This is a genomic window from Dactylosporangium sp. NPDC005555, assembly GCF_040605635.1.
Taxonomy (GTDB): Bacteria; Actinomycetota; Actinomycetes; order Mycobacteriales; family Micromonosporaceae; genus Dactylosporangium.
The window spans coordinates 12,818-30,343 of record NZ_JBEXDG010000038.1; the positions used below are offsets into that span (position 1 = coordinate 12,818).

13 protein-coding genes are annotated in these 17,526 nt (G+C 73.1%); 6 read left to right on the forward strand and 7 right to left on the reverse strand.

The features are described from left to right. The first annotated feature begins 128 nt into the window (after nucleotides 1-128). The gene (locus tag ABZS58_RS33435; protein WP_354787242.1) at nucleotides 129-1,043 is read left to right on the forward strand and encodes a hypothetical protein; all 915 of its coding nucleotides are present in this window, start codon (nucleotides 129-131) and stop codon (nucleotides 1,041-1,043) included. On the opposite strand, the gene ABZS58_RS33440 is transcribed toward ABZS58_RS33435, so the two are convergent. Both ABZS58_RS33440 and ABZS58_RS33445 read right to left on the reverse strand, forming a co-directional pair. After that, nucleotides 1,026-1,493: an SRPBCC family protein gene (locus ABZS58_RS33440; protein WP_354787243.1), complete on the reverse strand. Its 468-nt coding sequence runs from the start codon at nucleotides 1,491-1,493 to the stop codon at nucleotides 1,026-1,028. The genes ABZS58_RS33435 and ABZS58_RS33440 overlap by 18 nt on opposite strands. A gap of 536 nt (nucleotides 1,494-2,029) precedes the next feature. Beyond that, the gene (locus tag ABZS58_RS33445; RefSeq protein WP_354787244.1) at nucleotides 2,030-5,371 is read right to left on the reverse strand and encodes a DUF4132 domain-containing protein; all 3,342 of its coding nucleotides are present in this window, start codon (nucleotides 5,369-5,371) and stop codon (nucleotides 2,030-2,032) included. A gap of 123 nt (nucleotides 5,372-5,494) precedes the next feature. Between ABZS58_RS33445 and ABZS58_RS33450 the strand changes: the two genes are divergently transcribed. The 3 genes from ABZS58_RS33450 (at nucleotide 5,495) to ABZS58_RS33460 (ending at nucleotide 8,382) form a co-directional block, all read left to right on the forward strand. Further along, nucleotides 5,495-5,857 (forward strand): VOC family protein, encoded by a 363-nt coding sequence (locus tag ABZS58_RS33450; RefSeq protein WP_354787245.1) that lies wholly within the window; start codon nucleotides 5,495-5,497, stop codon nucleotides 5,855-5,857. 4 nt (nucleotides 5,858-5,861) lie between these two features. Next, a complete protein-coding gene (gene sigJ, locus ABZS58_RS33455; RefSeq protein ID WP_354787246.1) occupies nucleotides 5,862-6,734 on the forward strand; it encodes an RNA polymerase sigma factor SigJ in 873 nt (290 codons plus the stop codon). A 502-nt stretch (nucleotides 6,735-7,236) separates the two neighbouring features. Continuing rightward, nucleotides 7,237-8,382: an FAD-dependent oxidoreductase gene (locus tag ABZS58_RS33460; RefSeq protein ID WP_354787247.1), complete on the forward strand. Its 1,146-nt coding sequence runs from the start codon at nucleotides 7,237-7,239 to the stop codon at nucleotides 8,380-8,382. A 317-nt stretch (nucleotides 8,383-8,699) separates the two neighbouring features. Here ABZS58_RS33460 and ABZS58_RS33465 read toward each other — a convergent pair whose 3' ends face one another. Together ABZS58_RS33465 and ABZS58_RS33470 are read right to left on the reverse strand one after the other, a co-directional pair. Next, nucleotides 8,700-11,024 carry an ABC transporter permease gene (locus ABZS58_RS33465; protein WP_354787248.1) on the reverse strand — a complete coding sequence of 775 codons (2,325 nt, stop codon included), beginning with the start codon at nucleotides 11,022-11,024 and terminating at the stop codon, nucleotides 8,700-8,702. Then, on the reverse strand, nucleotides 11,018-11,734 hold the full coding sequence (locus ABZS58_RS33470) for an ABC transporter ATP-binding protein (RefSeq protein ID WP_354787249.1): 717 nt from the start codon (nucleotides 11,732-11,734) through the stop codon (nucleotides 11,018-11,020). Before ABZS58_RS33470 ends, ABZS58_RS33465 begins: the two co-directional genes overlap by 7 nt. A gap of 189 nt (nucleotides 11,735-11,923) precedes the next feature. Between ABZS58_RS33470 and ABZS58_RS33475 the strand changes: the two genes are divergently transcribed. Beyond that, nucleotides 11,924-12,637, forward strand: a complete 714-nt coding sequence (locus ABZS58_RS33475; RefSeq protein ID WP_354787318.1) for a histidine kinase — start codon at nucleotides 11,924-11,926, stop codon at nucleotides 12,635-12,637. Then, a complete protein-coding gene (locus tag ABZS58_RS33480; protein ID WP_354787250.1) occupies nucleotides 12,634-13,311 on the forward strand; it encodes a response regulator transcription factor in 678 nt (225 codons plus the stop codon). Before ABZS58_RS33475 ends, ABZS58_RS33480 begins: the two co-directional genes overlap by 4 nt. Here ABZS58_RS33480 and ABZS58_RS33485 read toward each other — a convergent pair. From ABZS58_RS33485 to ABZS58_RS33495, 3 genes are all read right to left on the reverse strand, one after another. After that, entirely contained in the window at nucleotides 13,286-14,311 is a 1,026-nt protein-coding gene (locus tag ABZS58_RS33485; protein WP_354787251.1) for a glycosyltransferase, read from the reverse strand. The two genes, ABZS58_RS33480 and ABZS58_RS33485, sit on opposite strands and share 26 nt — an antisense overlap. Further along, nucleotides 14,308-15,438 carry a glycosyltransferase gene (locus tag ABZS58_RS33490; protein WP_354787252.1) on the reverse strand — a complete coding sequence of 377 codons (1,131 nt, stop codon included), beginning with the start codon at nucleotides 15,436-15,438 and terminating at the stop codon, nucleotides 14,308-14,310. The genes ABZS58_RS33485 and ABZS58_RS33490 overlap by 4 nt, the downstream gene beginning before the upstream one ends. Nucleotides 15,439-15,619: 181 nt before the next feature. Then, nucleotides 15,620-17,521, reverse strand: coding sequence for an RICIN domain-containing protein (locus ABZS58_RS33495; RefSeq protein ID WP_354787253.1), 1,902 nt, complete (start codon nucleotides 17,519-17,521; stop codon nucleotides 15,620-15,622). Between the last annotated feature and the right edge of the window lie 5 nt (nucleotides 17,522-17,526).

Consider the following 17,526-nt stretch of genomic DNA (forward strand, 5'->3'; position numbering starts at 1 on the left):
CTTTGTCCGCGGCGCCTTTGTCCGCGGCGCCTTTGTCCGCGGCGCCTTTGTCCGCGGCGCCTTTGTCCGCGGCGCCTTTGTCCGCGGCGCCTTTGTCCGCGGCGCCTTTGTTGTTCGCGCCGCCGACCTTGGAAACGGTCGTCGTGGCGCGGGACCCGCGCGACCGGCCGCGGCTGCACGCGGCGCTGGCGCAGCTCGCCGAGCAGGACCCGCTGATCGACCTGCGGGTGCTGCCATCGGCGCTGTCGGTGTCCCTCTACGGCGAGGTGCAGAAGGAGGTCATCGAGGCGACGCTCGCGGAGGAGTACGGCATCCCGGTTTCGTTCCAGGAGTCGACGACCGTCTACGTCGAGCGCGTGACCGGCACCGGCGAGGCCGTCGAACTGCTCGGCGAGCCGGGCAACCCGTTCCTCGCCACCGTCGGCCTGCGGGTCGAGCCGGCCACCACGTTCTCGTTCGCACTGGACGTCCCGGTCGAGTCGATGCCCATGTACGTCTACAACAGGACCACCGACTTCTCGGCCGCGATGGAAGGGTACGTCCGCGACACGCTCAGCCAGGGTCTGCGCGGCTGGGCCGTCACCGGCGCGAAGGTCACGATGACGGCGTCCGGCTACCAGCCTCCCGGCAGTACCGCCGCCGACTTCCGCAAACTGACCCCGCTGGTCCTGATGCGCGCGCTGCGCGACGCCGGCACGCGCGTGTGCGAGCCCGTCCACCGCTTCCACCTGGAGATCCCCGCCGGCGCCACCAGCGCCGCCCTCGCCCTGCTCGCCAAACTCGGCGCCGTGCCGCTCTCCCAGCAGGCCGGCCGGTTCTTCGAGGTGACCGGCACGATCCCGGCGGTGCGCGTCCGCGACCTGGAACGCCGCCTGCCGGGCATCAGCCACGGTGAGGGCGTGCTCACGTACGCCTTCGACCACCACCGCCCGGTCCACGGCGCCCAGCCGTCGCGGCCCCGCACCGACCACAACCCCCTCGACCGCAAGGAGTACCTGCTGTGGGTCTCACGCCGCGTCGCCGTCTCAGGCCCCGCCCTCTAGCTCCCGCTTCAGCCTGGCAAGGGTGGTCCGCATACCGTCCCGGTTGGCCGCCGGCCGCGCGCCGGCCACCTTGCCGGTGAAGATCCTGCCGAGCACCATGGCACCCCGGGCACGCCGGTCGATCCAGTACTGCGTGACCTCGGTGCCACCCCCGGCGCCCTCCGCGAACCGGAACCCCCACCTGGCGACCGGCATCCCGAACGTCGTCACATCGAACGCGAACTCCGCCCCCGGCTCCGCGGCCACGACCCTGCAGGTGGTGAACCAGACGTACGCCCCGCGCCGGTTGAACCCGACGAACCGTCCAGGCAGCCCTTCGGACCGTGTCAACACCCACGCGGCGAAGCACTCGGGGCTCCACCTCGCCATCCGCCGCACATCGGCCACCGCCCGGAACACCACCTCAGGCCCAACGGCGACGGTGACCCGCTCGACGACCTCGTCAGCCATCCCGGCTCACCCATCCACGCTCCGACAACCGGCCCGGCAAGGACAGTACGCCGCCCACCCGCTACCGGCTCCCACCCGCCAACGACCACGGCCGACAACCGGTGAACGGGCGTGGCGCCACCCGCCGGTGCCGCACCGGACGTTGCGGTGCCGCAACCGCACGGACGTTGCGGTGCCGCGCGGCCGGGTGCCGTGCCATGGCGTGGTGTGGCGCCACCCGCCGGCGCCGCACGAGACGTCGCAGTGCCGTAGCCGCACGGACGTTGCGGTGCCGCGCGGCCGGGTGCCGTGCCATGGCGTGGTGTGGCGCCACCCGCCGGCGCCGCACGAGACGTCGCGGTGCCGTAGCCGCACGGACGTTGCGGTGCCGCGCAGCCGGGTGCCGTGCCATGGCGTGGTGTGGCGCCACACCGCTCTGCCGATGTCGCGTGGTCCTGCTGCGCGGCGCCCTTCGGCTCGGCGGCCTCCTGTGGCTGCTGGCCGGCCGTGTGCGACTGCAGGCTGCTCCAGTGCCGATCCTTCATGGCCCGGGTCTGTCAGGTCACCACCCTCAGGTCGTGGATCAGTTCGGAGAAGACGACCGGCGGCAGGGTGCCGAAGGTGCGGTCGCCGGCGCGGCCGAGCACAAGGTCGGCGACCGTCTGCGGCGGGGCGCTGTCGACGGTGTCCGACGCGTGCCAGCCGGGGTCGGTGTTGAGGACCGCGTGGACGCCGCCCCCGATCGGCTTGGCCATCTGCACGGAGGCGTCATACCAGCGGGTCCAGCCGTGGCGCTCGAGTCCGCGCAGCACCGCATACGTCACCTTCCGCCCCTCGAACCGGTCGATCGCGCGGGCGGACCGCTCCCCGTCGGTGATGTGGTGCGCGGGTCGGCCGAGCTGCTCGAACGGCTGGAGCAGCTCATAGTCCGCGAAGACCTCCGCCCACCCGGTGAGCGTGCCCTCGGGGAACTCGAGCGGATGCAGGACACCGACCGTCGCACCGGGCGGCAAGGTCACCGGCTCGTCCGCGACGTCGGCCAGGGTCCCGTCCTCAGCGACCCGCACCGTAGCGACCAACACCTGCTCGGCGGTGCGCGTGGCAGTGACCGGCGACGGACCGGCGACGGAGCCCTCCCCCGCGACGCGGGCGGCAGAAGCGTCGGCGGGACCGGCGAAGACGCCCCAGACCAGGCGGTGGGCGAGGTGGCTCATCCACGGGTGGGTGGCGAAGCGGTCGACGAAGATCGCGGCCGGGATACGACGGCCGGCGCACATGGCGCGCTCCAGCCTGGACACGTGCAGCGACGCCGAGGCGCGGGCCTCCCTGCGCAGCGCGGTGATGCGGTCCTTGGCCTTCTTGTGGCGCTGCTTGTCCTCGCCGCGGGCCGGCTTGGGCAGGTCGGCGTGGATGCGGCCGGCGGCGTCGCGGACGACGGGCAGGAGCTGGTGGTCGAAGACGATCCGGAACGTGCCGGCGTCGGTGTCGACCGTGCCGCTGTCGTCGTCGAGGCCGAGGGTCGGCACGAGCCGGTCGGCGAGCTCGTCGGAGGTGAGGCCGCGCAGGTCGGCGATCGCCTCGATGTGCTGGCCGGCGACGCTCTTGAACACGGGGAACCTGGACTTCTCGGCGAGCAGGTTGAGCTCGATGAGCGCGGCGTCGGTGCCGCGGTGCCGCAGGGCGTCGAGGGCGGCCTGCGCGCGGGCGCTCGCGCCCTGGCCGGGCCACTGCTTGGCGAGGGAGGCGAGCCGGCGGGCGCCGGCGTCGTCGCCGATGAGTCCGACGGCCTGCATGCACCAGCCGTCGGCGGCGGGCGCGCCGGCGGTGAGCCACCGCTCGAACAGCTCCAGCGCGAACGCGGCCCGTGACCGCGCCGTCCACGTGTCGCGGGCGGCGAGGACCGCGGGGTGCACCTCGTCGGCGTCGCAGACGGCGAGCCTGGCCAGCAGGTGCTCGACCGCGCCGGCGTCAGCCACCGCGCCGCCCGCTGAGCCGGCCACCGCACCACCCGCTCCCGGGGCATGCGCCGACCCGCCTTCGATGGCGGCGATCAGCGGGGGCAGGGGTGTGTCCGTCACATACCTCGGCAGCTTCGACGTCGTGACCGGGTCCTGCTCCAGGAGGGTGACGAGGTCGGCGGCCCGCTCCCCCGCCTGTGCGAGCAGCAGCGGGCGGTGGCCCTGCGCGTCGAGATAGCGCAGGACCCGGCCTACGGCGGCGTCCTTCGGCGTCGCCGACCACAGCGCGACGGCGCCCGCGGCGGCGTGCCGGGGGTGGCGCAGCAGCCAGGATCGGGCGGGACGGCGCAGCTTCTTGCCGGCGAACGCCCGCACGACCGGCGCGGTGAGCGCGACGTGACCGACCGGCTGGGCGGCCTGCAGCGCGGCCTCCACACTGGGCGGGTCGGCGAACGCGGCGAGCAGCGGGGCGACGTGACCGACGCCGTGCCGGACGAGCAGCAAGGGCATGGCGGACCGCACCCAGTAGTAGTGCTGCTCGAAGCCGAGTGCGAAGAGCCGCTCGTGCGTCCACAGTGGAGCGAGCGCGAGCATGGGCAGCGTGGTCGGCAGCGCCCAGTGCTCGCGGTGCTCCAGCCACGCGGTCACCTGCGCGGTGCCGCACCGGCCGATCGGCACGCCGTCCCACGTCACCGTGTCCTCGGAGACGCCGAGCCGCTCCGCCGCTTCCCGCTCGGCCTCGCGCCAGCGCAGCGCGGGCTCGACCGGCACCGGCGGATCCAGCGGAACGGGGTGGGCGGCGGCGGGCGGCGTGTAGTCGCAGGGCACCCCTTCGGGGACGGTCGCCCCGGTCGACGGGTCACGGGCCGGCTCGAACGAGCCGGGGTCGGTCAGCGGGCCGAGGGTCGCCCACGGGTGCCCGGCCTGCCGCTCGCGCTGCAGCACCTCGCGGGCCGCGTCGTCGTCGATGTGGGCGAGCAGGCTGCACCACACGCCGTTGTGGTGGGCGTGGTCCTCGAACGGATACGACGGCTTCATCGCCGCCAGCACGGGACCCGCGGCGGCACCGGCGATGTCCAGCACGCTCGCGAGGTGGATGCGGCCGCCGGACGTGCCGAAGAACTCCCACCGGACCCTGTCGTTGGCGCCGAGGAACTTCTCCAGCGTGCCGAGGTCACCGGCGGCGAGACCGGACGCATGGACATCGACGTTTCCGAATCTGCCGGTGTACCGCAGTGCCGCCCGATGCGCTGCGCGCTCCTCTTCACCGGATTCGGGGCCGACCGGCAGCAGGAACGTCGTGGCCCAGAACAGGTCCGCACGGAGGCCGCCCGTGTGCTCGGCCGCCTTGCGGTCGCGGACCTCCAGCAGCGCGTCCCGTGCCTGTGCATAGGTCGGCTCGTCGGCGAGGACCAGCAGCTCGCGGAGCCGGCCGGACACGCCGACGCCGACGTAAGGCAGCTCGACGTGCAACCCGCCGAGGATCCTGCGGCATCCCTCGACCAGGCCGTGCGTGGCGACGAGGAAGTCGGCGAGCCAGTCGTGCGCGGGGCCGGACAGATATTCGAACCGCGCCCGGCAGGCCTCGACCAGTGTGCGGTCTTCGGACGCGGCACCGACGCGATGGGCGGAATCCAGCAACCGCAGCCCCGTGGCACGCTCCGCCGCCAGGGCCGAAGTGACGAGCTCCCAGACCCTGGAAGGGGTGCCACGACCGCGGAGCGCCGCGTCCTCGGACCACACACCGCGGCGCAGACCCGCCCACGCCTCCTCCACGCTCGCGAGCGGCCTGACGCCGGTGGCGATCCCGCCGCGGCGCGGGTGCAGGACGGAACGCAGCCAGGTGCTGACCGCGACCCCGTCGCGCCACTCCAGCGGCTGCTGCGGCGGGGTCCAGTCGAGCGGGGCGGGAGACGCCTGGGGCGCGGTCCATGTCGTCACCGCGCCACCATAACTACGACCACCGACAAAACTCGGCGGCGTTGATCGGCACTGTCCGCACCCCCGGAAAAGCGTCGTACCCGCGTGGTAGGAACAAGGCATCGAGAAAAACGGGAGGGCACCATGCTCACGGATTCCAAGGCGTTCAGCGGGTTCTCGGCCGGCGACATCCCGGCCGTCAAGCAGTTCTACGGTGAGACGCTCGGCCTGAAGGTCGACGAGGAGCACGGCATGCTGCACCTGCGTCTCGCCGGGGACAAGGACGTGCTGATCTACCCCAAGCCCGGCCACGAGCCGGCGACGTTCACCGTGCTCAACTTCCCGGTCGAGGACATCGAGGCCACCGTCGACGAGCTGGCCTCGCGGGGTGTGCGGTTCGAGCGATATGAGACGACCGACGACAAAGGCATCCACCGCGCCGGCGGACCGCTGATCGCCTGGTTCCGCGACCCGGCGGGCAACATCCTGTCAGTCCTGCAACAGTGATCGCATGGCCGCGGCTGACGTGTTCGACGAGCATCGCGGGCGGCTGAACGCCGTCGCCTATCGGGTGCTCGGCCGGGTCGGCGACGTCGAGGACGTCGTGCAGGACGCGTGGCTGCGGTGGAGCACCGTCGATCCGGCGACGGTCGGCGACCCTGAGGCGTATCTGGTCAGGGTGACGACCCGGCTGGCGATCGACCGGCTGCGCAGCGCGCAGGCTCGCCGGGAGCACTACGTCGGGCCGTGGCTGCCTGAGCCACTGCTGACCAGCCCCGACGTCGCGGAGCGGGTAGCCCTCGCCGACTCCGTTTCCACGGCGATGCTGCTGGTGCTGGAGTCGCTGACGCCGCTGGAGCGAGCGGTGTTCGTGTTGCGCGAGGCGTTCGGGTATTCGCACGCGGAGATCGCCTCGTTCGTCGGACGCAGCGAGGTCTCGGTCCGCCAGACCGCGGCACGGGCCCGGGCGCACGTGGAGGAGCACCGCGTCCGGTATGACACGGACCTGGCGACCAGGGCCGAGGTCACCGAGCGGTTCCTGGCCGCGTGCGCCGGTGGCGACCTGCGCAAACTGGTCGAGGTCCTCGCACCCGGCGTCGAGCTCGTCAGCGACGGCGGCGGGCTGGCCCCCGCGCCACGCAAGGTCATCACGGGGCTGGAGCTCGTGGCGAAGGCGCTGCTCACGTTCGCCGGGCGGCTGCCGGAGGCGCCGAGCATCAGCCTCGCGCAGCTCAACGGCGGCCCGGCGATCGTGGTGTATTCCGCCGGCACACCGGCGGTGGCGGTGTTCCTGCACCTCGTCGACGGTCTGGTCCGGTCGATCCACCTGATCAGCAATCCGGAAAAGCTGTCCGGCGTCCCGCCGATGCCGCCGGCCAGCTAGGGACGACACCGAGGGCGGCCGACCCGCACGCCGCAGTCCGGAGCGACAGTCGCCGTGTGCCGGGGCTGAACCCCCGCACAGGGAGGCACCGCACGCCGCAGTCCGGGGGCGACGATCGCCGTACGCCGGGACTGGACCGGCCGCACGGGGAGACACCGCCGGCGGTCGGCCCGCACGCGGCAGTCCGAGGGGCGACGATCGCCATGCGCCGGGACTGAACCGGCCGCACAGGGAGGCACCGCACCCCGCAGTCCGGGGGCGACGATCGCCGTACGCCGGGACTGGACCGGCCACACAGGGAAGACACCGCACGCCGCCGGCCCGCACGCCGCAGTCCGAGGGTGACGGTCGCCGTGCGCCGGGGCTGGACCGCCGAACGTCCGTGCCCTGCCGGAGGGGTGAGCGGGGTCACTGCCGGGGCGGCTCACGGAATGCGGGGGTGGCTCGTCCTGGGGGTGACGCGGCCTGACAGAGGGCCCGCGCGGCGGGAAGGGAGCCGGCCATGCACCGGATTGTTGTTCTAGGGGCCGGGTACACCGGGATGATCGCGGCCGTTCGGGTTGCCCGGCGGAGCCGGCGGGGCGGGCTCGGGGCGGCGGTGACGTTGGTCAATCCTGGGGAGCGGTTTGTCGAGCGGTTGAGGATGCATCAGACGGCCACCGGGCAGGGGCTCGCCGTGGTGCGGATTCCGGAGTTGTTGCGGGGCACAGGGATCGAGTTCGTGCAGGGGTGGGCTGAGCGGATCGACCCGGTGCGGCGGGAGGTGGGCGTCGGGGGGCGCGTCATCGGGTACGACACGCTGATCTTCGCGATCGGGAGTGTCGCCGACACGGAGGCGGTGCCGGGGGCGGGAGTGCACGCGTACACGTTGAACTCCGTCGGGTCGGCGGGGAGGCTGGCGGAGGTCCTCGCGGCGAAGGGCGGCGCCACGGTCGCCGTTGTCGGCGGTGGGCTCACCGGGGTCGAGGCCGCCGCTGAGATCGCCGAGCGGCATCCGGCTGCGCGGGTCGTGCTGCTCAGCCGGGACGTGCCGGGGCCGTCGATGGTGCCGGGGGCGAGGGCGCATCTGGAGAAGGCGTTGTGGCGGCTCGGGGTTGAGGTACGGACCGGGGTCGAGGTCACGAAGGTGCTGCCGGACGGGGTCGAGCTGGCCGGGGGTGAGGTGGTGAGCGCCGACGCGACGCTCTGGACCACCGGCACCACCGGGTCGGCGATCGCCGCCGAGGCCGGGCTGGAGGTGGACGGGCGCGGGAGGATCGTCGTCGATCAGGCGCTGCGGTCGGTGTCGCATCCGGATGTGGTTGCGATCGGGGACGCGGCGGCGATCCGGCAGCCGTGGGGCATGGTTCACGGCACGTGTCAGAGCGGCATCCCGAGCGGCGCGTACGCGGCGGACAGCATCGCGCGGGTCCTCGCGGGCAAGGCGGCGAAACCGTTCCGGTTCGGCTACATCCACCAGCCGGTGTCGCTCGGGCGCAAGGACGCCGTCATCCAGTTCACGCGCGCCGACGACAGCCCGCGCCGGTGGTTCCTCAAGGGGCGGGCGGCGGTCGTCTACAAGGAGCTGGTGACGAGGAGCCCGCTGCCGGCGTACCGGCTGTCGAAGCGCCTCACCGTCCCCGCCGCGGCGCTCTCGTCCCGCGGATGACCAACAGAAAGAGGACCTGCGGACAAGGGACCGAGGAAAAGGCCCCGCGGGGAAAAGGCCCGCGGAAGGAGTCCGCAGGGCAGGCAACGCGGGAGGAGAGCGCCGTGGAGAGGGGGTGGGGCCTCGGACGAGGTGCGCCTCGGGGAGGGCTGCGAAGAAGATGCGAAAGGGCGAGACAAACCCTCGGGACAAGCCCCCGGACGAGCCCCCGGACGAGGGCTCCGAGTACGGCGGCTGGGGCGTCGACCTCGGCAGCGGAGACGCGGCAAGCCGGGCAAGCGCTCGGACACGCCGCAGGCAACAGGCTCGAAGCAGGGCTACTCCGTGTGCAGCACCTCGGCGATGGTGAGGCGGGCGGCGGCGCGGGCCGGGATGAGGGCGCCGAGGACGGCGATGAGGATGCCGGCGCAGGTGAGGAGGAGCAGGGTCGTCGGGTGCCAGACGTGCAGCATGGCCGTGGGGAGGTCGACCTTCGCGGCGGCGCTGGTCATCGGCAGGACGACGCGGTGGGCGACGACGCCCGCGGGGACGCCGATGAGGCCGCCGGCGAGGCCGAGGGCGGCCATCGACGTGACGGTCATGACGACGACCTGGCGGGGGGTCATGCCGATGGACTTGAGCATGCCGAGGTCGCGGCGGCGTTCGCGGACGTTGAGGACGACGGTGTTGAAGACGCTGAGGGCGGCGACGGTGCCGAGCATCAGCGACAGCGCGGTCGACAGGCTGATCATGGCGACCGTGAAGGGGTTGACGCCCGAGTTGTCCCAGGCGTTGAGGCCGGGGTCGGCGGCGCGGACCGAGGCGAGGTAGGACTGGATGGTCGTGCCGGGGGTGAGGGAGACCTCGTAGAGGACCTCGTGGTTGGCGATCGCGCGGTCCGGTGCGATCCGCTGGAGGGTCTCCCAGGAGGTGAGGAGCGCCGGGGTGCCCGGGCCGCCGTTGATGCTCTCGCCGACGACAGTGAGCTCGGCGCGGTGGCCGTCGAGCTCGAGGGTGAGCCGGTCGCCGACCTTGATGCCGCGCTCGTGCTGGAGCCTGGACGGCACGACCGCCTCGCCGGGTGCCCGCAGCCAGCGGCCCTCGACGAGGCCGGCCTGGAAGCCCATCTCGTCGCGGTCGCCGCGCAGGAAGTCGACGGGGATCGGCTGGGTCTGGCCGGCGACGGCGAAGTCGGCGCCGAGCTCGGCGGTCACGTGGCGGGTGCCGGGCAGTGACCGCAGCAGCCGCTCGATCTCCTCGTCGGTGCGGGTCGTCACGCCCTGCTGGAACGCCGGGTTGAGGGGGCGGACCGCGACGGGGGCGTCGTCGTTGCGGTCGGCGATGTCGGAGAACAGCGAGACGGACGTGGTGAGCCCGCTCGCGAACGTCACGGTCGTCACGCCGAGCACGACCGCGGCGACGGTGAGGGCGGTGCGGGCCGGGCGGGCGAACGGCAGGCCGAGCCCGAGGCTCACCGCGCGGGGCAGCCGGACCCCGCTGAGCCACCGCTGCGCCCGCAGCCCCCGGCCGCTGCGGGGGGCGCTGCCGGCGCTGATCGCCTCGGCGGCCGCCAGGCTGCGGGCGCGCAGCGCCGGGAGCAGCGCGGCGAGCAGGACGACGACCAGGATCCCGGTGAGGGCAGCGAGCCCGGTGCCGAGCCCGTCGCCGACGTCGCCGCTGAAGCCGAGGCCCATGAACGCGCTGGTCAGCAGCGGGCGGGAGGCGAACTCGCCCGCGGCCGCGCCGAGGACGCCGCCGACGAGGGCCGGGACCGACACCATCGTCAGGTAGACGCCGACGACCTGGGCGGGGGTGAAGCCGATGGCCTTGAGGACGCCGATGTGGCGATACCCGGAGACGACCGCCCCGGTGACGACGTTGGCCACGACGAGGACGGCGACGAGCAGCCCGAGCAGCCCGAAGACGACCAGGAACGGCACGTAGGCGCCGGGACCGGCCGCGACCGCCTCCTTGATCACCAGATAGTCGGTGGCCGCGAGCAGGCCGGCGCGCGGCAGGCCGGCGGTGAAGGTCGTGACGGCCTGCTCGCCGGGGTCGCCGGGCAGCCGGTACAGCATCTGCACGGCGGTCGGGTGCAGCGCCGCCATCTGGGCCGGGGCGACCCACAGGTCGGCGGTCTGGCCGACGCTGTAGGCGAAGCCGACGACCGTGAGCGGCGGCGCGTCGCGCAGGTGGATGACGGTGCCGAGCTCCGTGCGGCCGCGGAAGCCGGGTGGCGGTGGCTGGTCGGCGACGACGACCTCGCCGGGCGCGGTCGCCCAGCGGCCCTGCCAGAGGTCGACGCGGTCGACCGGACCGGCTGGGTCGGCGCGGCCGACGACGGTGACCGGGCCGGCGAGATAGACCGGGTCGACGTCCGGCGGCGCGGTCAGCCGCGCCTGCTCGAACGGTCCGGCGGAGACGGCGGCGCCGGCGGCACCGGCGGCACCGGCCGGAGCGGAGCCGGGCTCATAGACGGCCACGACGTGGGGGCCGGCCTGCTCGGCGAAGACCCGCTCGAACGGCGCCGACGACGCGTCCAGCAGCCGCAGCGCGACCACGATCGTCGCGGTGGAGAACAGGACGACCAGCCCGATGACGGACGTCTGCAGCCTGCGCCGGCGCACCGCGGCCCGCGACGCCCGCCAGACCGCGCTCACCACGCACGCCCGAGGCTGCCGTCGGCAAGCGACCGGGAGCCGGCGACCCGGCCGTCCGCGAGGGACACGACGCGATTCGCGCAGCGCTGCGCCATCCGCTCGTCGTGGGTCACGAGCAGCAGCGTCTGGCCGATCTGGTTGAGGTCGAGCAGCAGGTCCATGACCTGCTCACCGGCGTGGCTGTCCAGGGCGCCGGTCGGCTCGTCGGCGAGCAGCAGCGCGGGACGGTTCATCAACGCGCGGGCCACCGCGACCCGCTGCCGCTCCCCGCCGCTGAGCACCGAGGGGTAGGCGTTGCGCCGGTCGGCGATCCCGAGCTCGTCGAGCAGCTCCAGGGCACGCCGCCTGGCCTGCCCGGCGGAGACCCCGGTGAGCTGGGCGGCGAGCGCGACATTCTCCAGGGCGGGCAGGTCGTCGAGCAGGTTGAAGAACTGGAAGATCATGCCGATGCGCTTGCGGCGGAACAGGGCGCGCCCCTTCTCGTTGAGCCGCGCGAGGTCCTCGTCGTGCACGACGACGGTGCCGGCGGTCGGCCGGTCCAGCCCGGCGATCATGTTGAGCAGCGTCGACTTGCCGCAGCCGGACGGGCCCATGACGGCGACCGCCTCGCCCGCCCGGATCTCCAGCGACACCCCGTCGAGCGCGGTGGTGTCGCCGTATTCCTTGCGAACGCCGTCGAGCCGCACCACGACCCGTGCATCTGACCCACTCATGGAACGAAACCTAGGACCTCCCCGCGCACAGCGCGTCCCTCCACAGGTCCACCCCGCCGCATCGGGGTCATCCTGTGGGAGTACATCAGCGGCCGGATGCGACAGGAACAGCTCGTCTGCGAAGGTGGACCGGTGTGGACGACGTGGCTGAGCATCGCGCTGGCATGCGCGTGCGTGGTGGCCGTCGTCCTGGGCAGAGCGCTGACGACGACCGGAAAGCGGCTCGAAACCGTGCTCGGCGAGCGGGGCTGGCTGCTGGAGCGCGAGCGGGAGGCGGCCGCGAGGACGGCCGTGGACGAGGAGCGGGCCAGGATCGCCCGGGAGCTGCACGACATCGTCAGCCACACGGTCAGCGTCATGGTCGTGCAGGCCTCCGCGGCCAGGGAGGTCCTCGACACGATGCCCGACGAGGCGGCGACCGCGCTGCGGGCCGTGGAGGACGCCGGCCGGGGCGCCCTCACCGAGCTGCGGCACCTGCTGGGCCTGCTGGCTCCCGGGGAGGACGACACCCTGACGCCGCAGCCGAGCCTGCGCGCACTGTCGCCGCTGGTGGACCGGATCGCGTTCGCCGGGCTGCCGGTCGAGGTGCACGTCTCGGGCGAGCCGCGCCCGCTGCCGGCCGGTGTGGACCTGACCGCGTACCGGATCATCCAGGAGGCCCTGACGAACGCGTTGAAGCACGGCGACGGTGGCAGGGCCGAGGTGCTGGTCCGCTACGCCGACCGGTCGCTGCGGGTCGAGGTCCTCAGCAGCGGGCCGAGCGTGAGGTCGGTCAGCGAGGACGGGCGCGGCCTCACCGGGCTGCGGGCCAGGGTCGCGGTGTACGGCGGCGACCTCGACGCCCGAAGGCGCCTCGGCGGGGGTTACCGCGTCCGCGCCCGGATCCCCCTGGACCCGCCGTGAGCCCGCCGAGGGTCCTCGTCGTCGACGACCAGGAGCTCATCCGCACCGGGTTCCGGCTGATCCTGACCGCCCGCGGCATCGACGTCGCCGGGGAGGCCGGCGACGGCGCGGAGGCCGTCCGGGCCGCCGATGAGCTGCGCCCGGATGTGGTCCTGATGGACATCCGCATGCCCGTGATGGACGGCCTGGAGGCTACCCGGCAGATCCTGGCACACCGGCCGGAGTGCCGGGTCCTGATGCTGACCACGTTCGACCTGGACCGCTACGTGTACGCGGCGCTGCGGATCGGTGCGAGCGGCTTCCTGCTCAAGGACGTGACCGCCGACCATCTCGCCAACGCGGTCCGCCTCGTCGGCACCGGCGACGCGCTCCTGGCCCCATCGATCACCCGGCGGTTGGTCGAAAGGTTCGCGAGCCAGAGTGAAACGAGCCAGGGTGAAGAAAGGACCGAAACGACGATCGCCGGCCTGACCCCGCGGGAGCGGGAGGTCCTCACCCTCGTGGGGAGGGGCATGTCCAACGCCGAACTCGCCGCGGAACTGTTCCTCGCCGAGGCCACCGTGAAGACGCACGTCGCAAGGATCTTCACCAAGCTCACGCTGAGAGACCGGGCACAGGCCGTCGTCGTGGCATACGAAACCGGTCTGATCAAACCTGGGGACCCGGACCGGTAGTCCCGGTGGCGATCTGCATCGTCGACAGCAACGCGAGCGTCGACTCCGCGCCCTGGTTGAGGTTCGGACCGTCCGGGGTGAGGCCGTCGAACCCGCCACCGGTCAGCGGATCCCACATGACGACGCCGCCGTCGTTGTCGCCGAGGAACCAGCCGGCCGCCTGCCGCACGACGAGATCCCAGTGGCGCTGGCCGGTGGCGGCGATCGCGGTCGCGGCCGCGTCGGCGAGTGCGGCCACCTCGATCGGCTGCTGGTCGAAGCGCTCGCGTGGGCCGTCGCGCCGCCAGCCGGTGGCGGCGACGACCGACAGCCGGTCGCCGGACTCCTGGACGCCGTGCAGCCAGCGCAGCATCCGCAGGCCGCCGGCGAGCAGCGCGTCGTCGCGCAGGAGGTGCCCGGCGGCGACGACGACCTCGGCGAGGGACGCGTTGCCGTACGTGAGCCGCTCCCGCGGCCAGGGCCACAACGGGTCTGCGGCGGGGACGCCGACCGCCGTCGCCGCGTCGCGCAGCAGCGCCGACGCCACGGTGTTGCCCGGGTCGGCGCGCAGCACCTCGGCGGCGCCCAGCCCCGCGTAGGACATCGCGTGCACCGCGGGTGACCGGCGCATGGCGCCGAGCATGAACATGCCGAGCGCCTCCCGCCGGATCCACGGCGCGGCGCTGCGGGCGGCGGCGGTGCCGAGTCCCCATACTGCGCGGCCCCACCAGTCGCCGACGCCGGGCTCGTCGCTCCAGCGCCGGTCATGGCCGAGGCGGTTGCGGAAGGCGCCCGTGCCGTCCTGGGCGTGCGCGAGGAACGTCAGGTAGCACTCCGCGAGGCGCAGCACCTCCGGCGACGGGTCCGGCTCGCGGCTGGTGACCAGCAGGCCCCGGGCGACGTCGTCGGTGCAGTAGCCGTGCTCCCGCCGCACCGTGGCGTGCCGGGCGTGCTCGAACAGCCCGGTGTCGTCGGTGAGCCGGGCGAGGTGCGTGAAGTCGAGCGCCGGTGTGGTCGTCACGCCGCGTACGCGGTGGGTCGCGCGTGGACCAGGCCTCGGGCGAGCTCCGCGTAGCGCCGCGCGATGACCGGCCACCGTGCCGCCTCGGTCAGGGTGCGGCCGCGACCGGTGAGCTCGCCGGCCAGGCCGGGCTCGGTGAGGATCCGGCGGACCGCCGCGGCCATGGCGGCGGCGTCCTGGTGCGGCACGACCAGGCCGGGCCCGTCGGTGAGAAGCTCGACGGCGTGCGGGAAGGCGGTCGCCACGACCGGGATCCCGGCGGCGACCGCCTCGACGAGGACGCCGGAGGTCACCTGCTCGCGGGAGTCGTACGGCAGGACCACCACGTCGGCGGAGCGGACCAGAGCGGACAGCGCCGCCCGGTCCAGGTATTCACCACGGAACCGGACGAGCTGCGCCATGTCCAGCAGGTGCGTGAGGCGCCGCAGGCCGGACCGGTAGGTCTCGCCCTCGTGCTCGAGCACCTTCGGGTGGGTCTGCCCCGCGACCGTGTAGGTCGGCTGCGGGTCCAGGTCACGCAGCCGGGCCAGGGCCCGCACCGCCCACTCGATGCCCTTGCCGGGGCCGAGCAGGCCCCAGGTCAGCAGGTGCGGCCGGGCGCCGTCGCCGGCCGGGGCGGCGGCTGGGGCGTCGACGCCGTGCGGGATGACGTGGACCTTCGTGGCGTCGACCGCGTAGCCGGCGACTAGCCGGTCGCGGGCGGTGCCGGTCAGCGTCACGACGGCACCGGCGGCCGACATGATCTTCTCCAGCAGCGTCCGCTGCGCGTGGCTCGGCCGGGTCAGGACCGTGTGGAGCACGACGATGCTCGGCACCGTCAGGCGGCGCAGCAGCGGCAGCAGGTCCTCGCCGTCCCGGCCGGGATAGATGCCGTATTCGTGCTGCACGACGGCGACGTCGTAGCCACCCAGGACGTCGGCGGCGGCACGCCACCCGCCTCCCGGGCCGGACCGCCACGTGTGCGTGACGTCAGGCCTGGCGCGCTGGTCGTCGCCGAGGGCGGTCACCCGCACGATGCCGTGCGGCTCCCGCTCGACGGGAAGGTGCCCGGCGAGCGCCGAACTGAAGCTGGCGAGTCCGCACAGTGTCGGCGGATGCGTGCTGAGGAAGCCGTAACTGATGGCCATATGCCGAACCTCTCGCCCGGCACGCCGAGGCAGGCACCGGAAGGTCGGCACGGTGGCGCTGAAGACGACCGAGAACGCCGGGTTGCGGATCACCATGGAGGGCCGCTGGTTTCCGGGATACCCCGAACCGTACACCCGGTGACGCCCGGGAGCCCTTGGCGGAGGGCTCCCGGGACGCACGTCACCCTTGCGTGACCAGGCGGAACGACTGCGCCGCCCCGCCGGTGCAGCCCCACTGCTGCAGCAACGCTCCGTCAGCGGTTGAAACATCACGGACGTCGAGACATTTGCCACTGTTGCGGGCGGTGAAGCGGAAGTTCCCGCCGCCGAGCGACGCCGGCAGCCACTGCTGGTTGGTGCCGCCGCCGTACGCCCACAGGTGCACCTGCGCACCGTCGCCGGTCGCGCCGGCGCCGCCGTTCACGTCCCAGGCGAGGTTCGGCGCGAACCGGTTCACGACCTGGTAGTAGCCGTTGCTGGTGGGCCGGAACTGCCACTGCTGGTTGGTGCCGGTGCCGCACGTCCACTGCTGCAGGGCGGTGCCGTTGGCGGTGCCCCAGCCGGCGTCGTCGAGGCACTTGCCGCTGTTGGTGCTGATCACCTGGTACCACTTGGCGGGGTCGATCGTGGTCGCCGGCGGCTGCGAGGTGGGGGGCTGGCTGGTCGGGGTGACCGGCCCGCCGGGCCAGGTGAACGTGGCCATGGAGCCGCCCGGCAGGTTGTAGCCGAACGACGAGCCGCCGTAGGACACCTGGAAGTTCTGGGCGCCGCCGGAGTTCACCGCGACGAGCACGATCGAGCCGTCCGGGTTGCGGAAGGCGACGTTCTCGATGCCGCCCTGGCCGTAGTTCGTCGAGTCGATGCGGACCGCGCCGGGCTTGACGAACTTCGCCAGGTGCCCGAGGACGTAGTACTCCGCGTTGTACGTGACGCTGCCGCCGTCGACGGTGGCGACGCCCATGCAGTTGGTGCAGCTGCCGATGACCGGGCCGTGGTTGCTGTTGAGCGCCATGTTCCACAGCGTCACGGTCTTCGCCCAGTTGCGGGTCGCGCCGATCGCGAGGTTGCGGCCCTGCCACAGCAGCGAGTCGGCGAACGTGTTGCCCGACTCGACGCCGGAGCACTCGGTGAAGAAGACGTCCTTGTTCGGGTACGCGTTGCGCACCGTGCTCTGCCCGCTCGGCGTGCCGCCGTAGCAGTGCCACGCGGTGCCCGCCGTGTTGTTGCCGGTCGAGGCGAGGACCTGCTGGGGGAACGACGTGTTGTCCCAGTTGTGGTCCCACGCCAGGATCTTCGTGCTGAGCCCGGCCGCGGACAGCTTCGGCGCCAGGTTGTTGATGATCGCTGCCTGCTGCGAGGCGGACATCAGCATGCCGGGGTAGCCGGGCGGGGAGAACTGCGGTTCGTTCTGGATGCTGAGGTACTGCACGGGCACGCCCGCCGCCTGGTAGGCCTGCACCGACCTGACGAGGTAGTCGGCGAAGGTCGCCTCGTAGTTGGTGCTCAGCGAGCCGCCGACCAGGTTGCCGTTGGTCTTCATCCAGGCCGGCGCGCTCCACGGCACGACCATCGTGGACAGCTGCGGGTTCAACGACCGGGCCTGCGTCAGCAGCGGGATGATGTACGACTGGTCGTGCGCGATCGAGAACCGGGTGAGGCCGGGGTCGGCCGCGCCGTCGTCGTAGGTGTAGAAGTTCAGCGAGAAGTCCGAGGCGCCCAGCGGCTGGCGCAGGAAGCTCAGGCCGATCCCGCTGGAGGGGTTGAACAGCGCGTTCATGATGCTGTTGCGGGCGGACGAGTTGTAGACGAGCGAAGCGGACGAGTCGGTGAACGACGCGCCGAAGCCGACCATCGACTGGTAGCTGGTGTTCGGGTTGACGGTGATCGTCGACCCGCTGCCGGCGGTGCCGAACGCGACGTCGGCCTTCTTCGTGAGCTGGTTGGCGCGGTCCGGCGTGGTGAGCCAGACACCGGCGTTGGTGGCGGCGAGGGCGGGCGACGCCTGGGTGACCACGAGCGCGGTGCCGGTGGCGAGCAGCGCCCCGGCGGCGCAGGTGGCCAGGAGCCGTTTCCTTGCGGACATGGCGG

Excerpts from the sequence above, each read along its gene's own strand:
- ABZS58_RS33440 (WP_354787243.1), bottom strand. The coding sequence starts at position 1,493 with ATGGCTGACGAGGTCGTCGAGCGGGTCACCGTCGCCGTTGGGCCTGAG.
- ABZS58_RS33450 (WP_354787245.1), top strand. The coding sequence starts at position 5,495 with ATGCTCACGGATTCCAAGGCGTTCAGCGGGTTCTCGGCCGGCGACATC.
- sigJ (WP_354787246.1), top strand. The coding sequence starts at position 5,862 with ATGGCCGCGGCTGACGTGTTCGACGAGCATCGCGGGCGGCTGAACGCC.
- ABZS58_RS33460 (WP_354787247.1), top strand. The coding sequence starts at position 7,237 with ATGCACCGGATTGTTGTTCTAGGGGCCGGGTACACCGGGATGATCGCG.
- ABZS58_RS33470 (WP_354787249.1), bottom strand. The coding sequence starts at position 11,734 with ATGAGTGGGTCAGATGCACGGGTCGTGGTGCGGCTCGACGGCGTTCGC.
- ABZS58_RS33490 (WP_354787252.1), bottom strand. The coding sequence starts at position 15,438 with ATGGCCATCAGTTACGGCTTCCTCAGCACGCATCCGCCGACACTGTGC.
- ABZS58_RS33495 (WP_354787253.1), bottom strand. The coding sequence starts at position 17,521 with ATGTCCGCAAGGAAACGGCTCCTGGCCACCTGCGCCGCCGGGGCGCTG.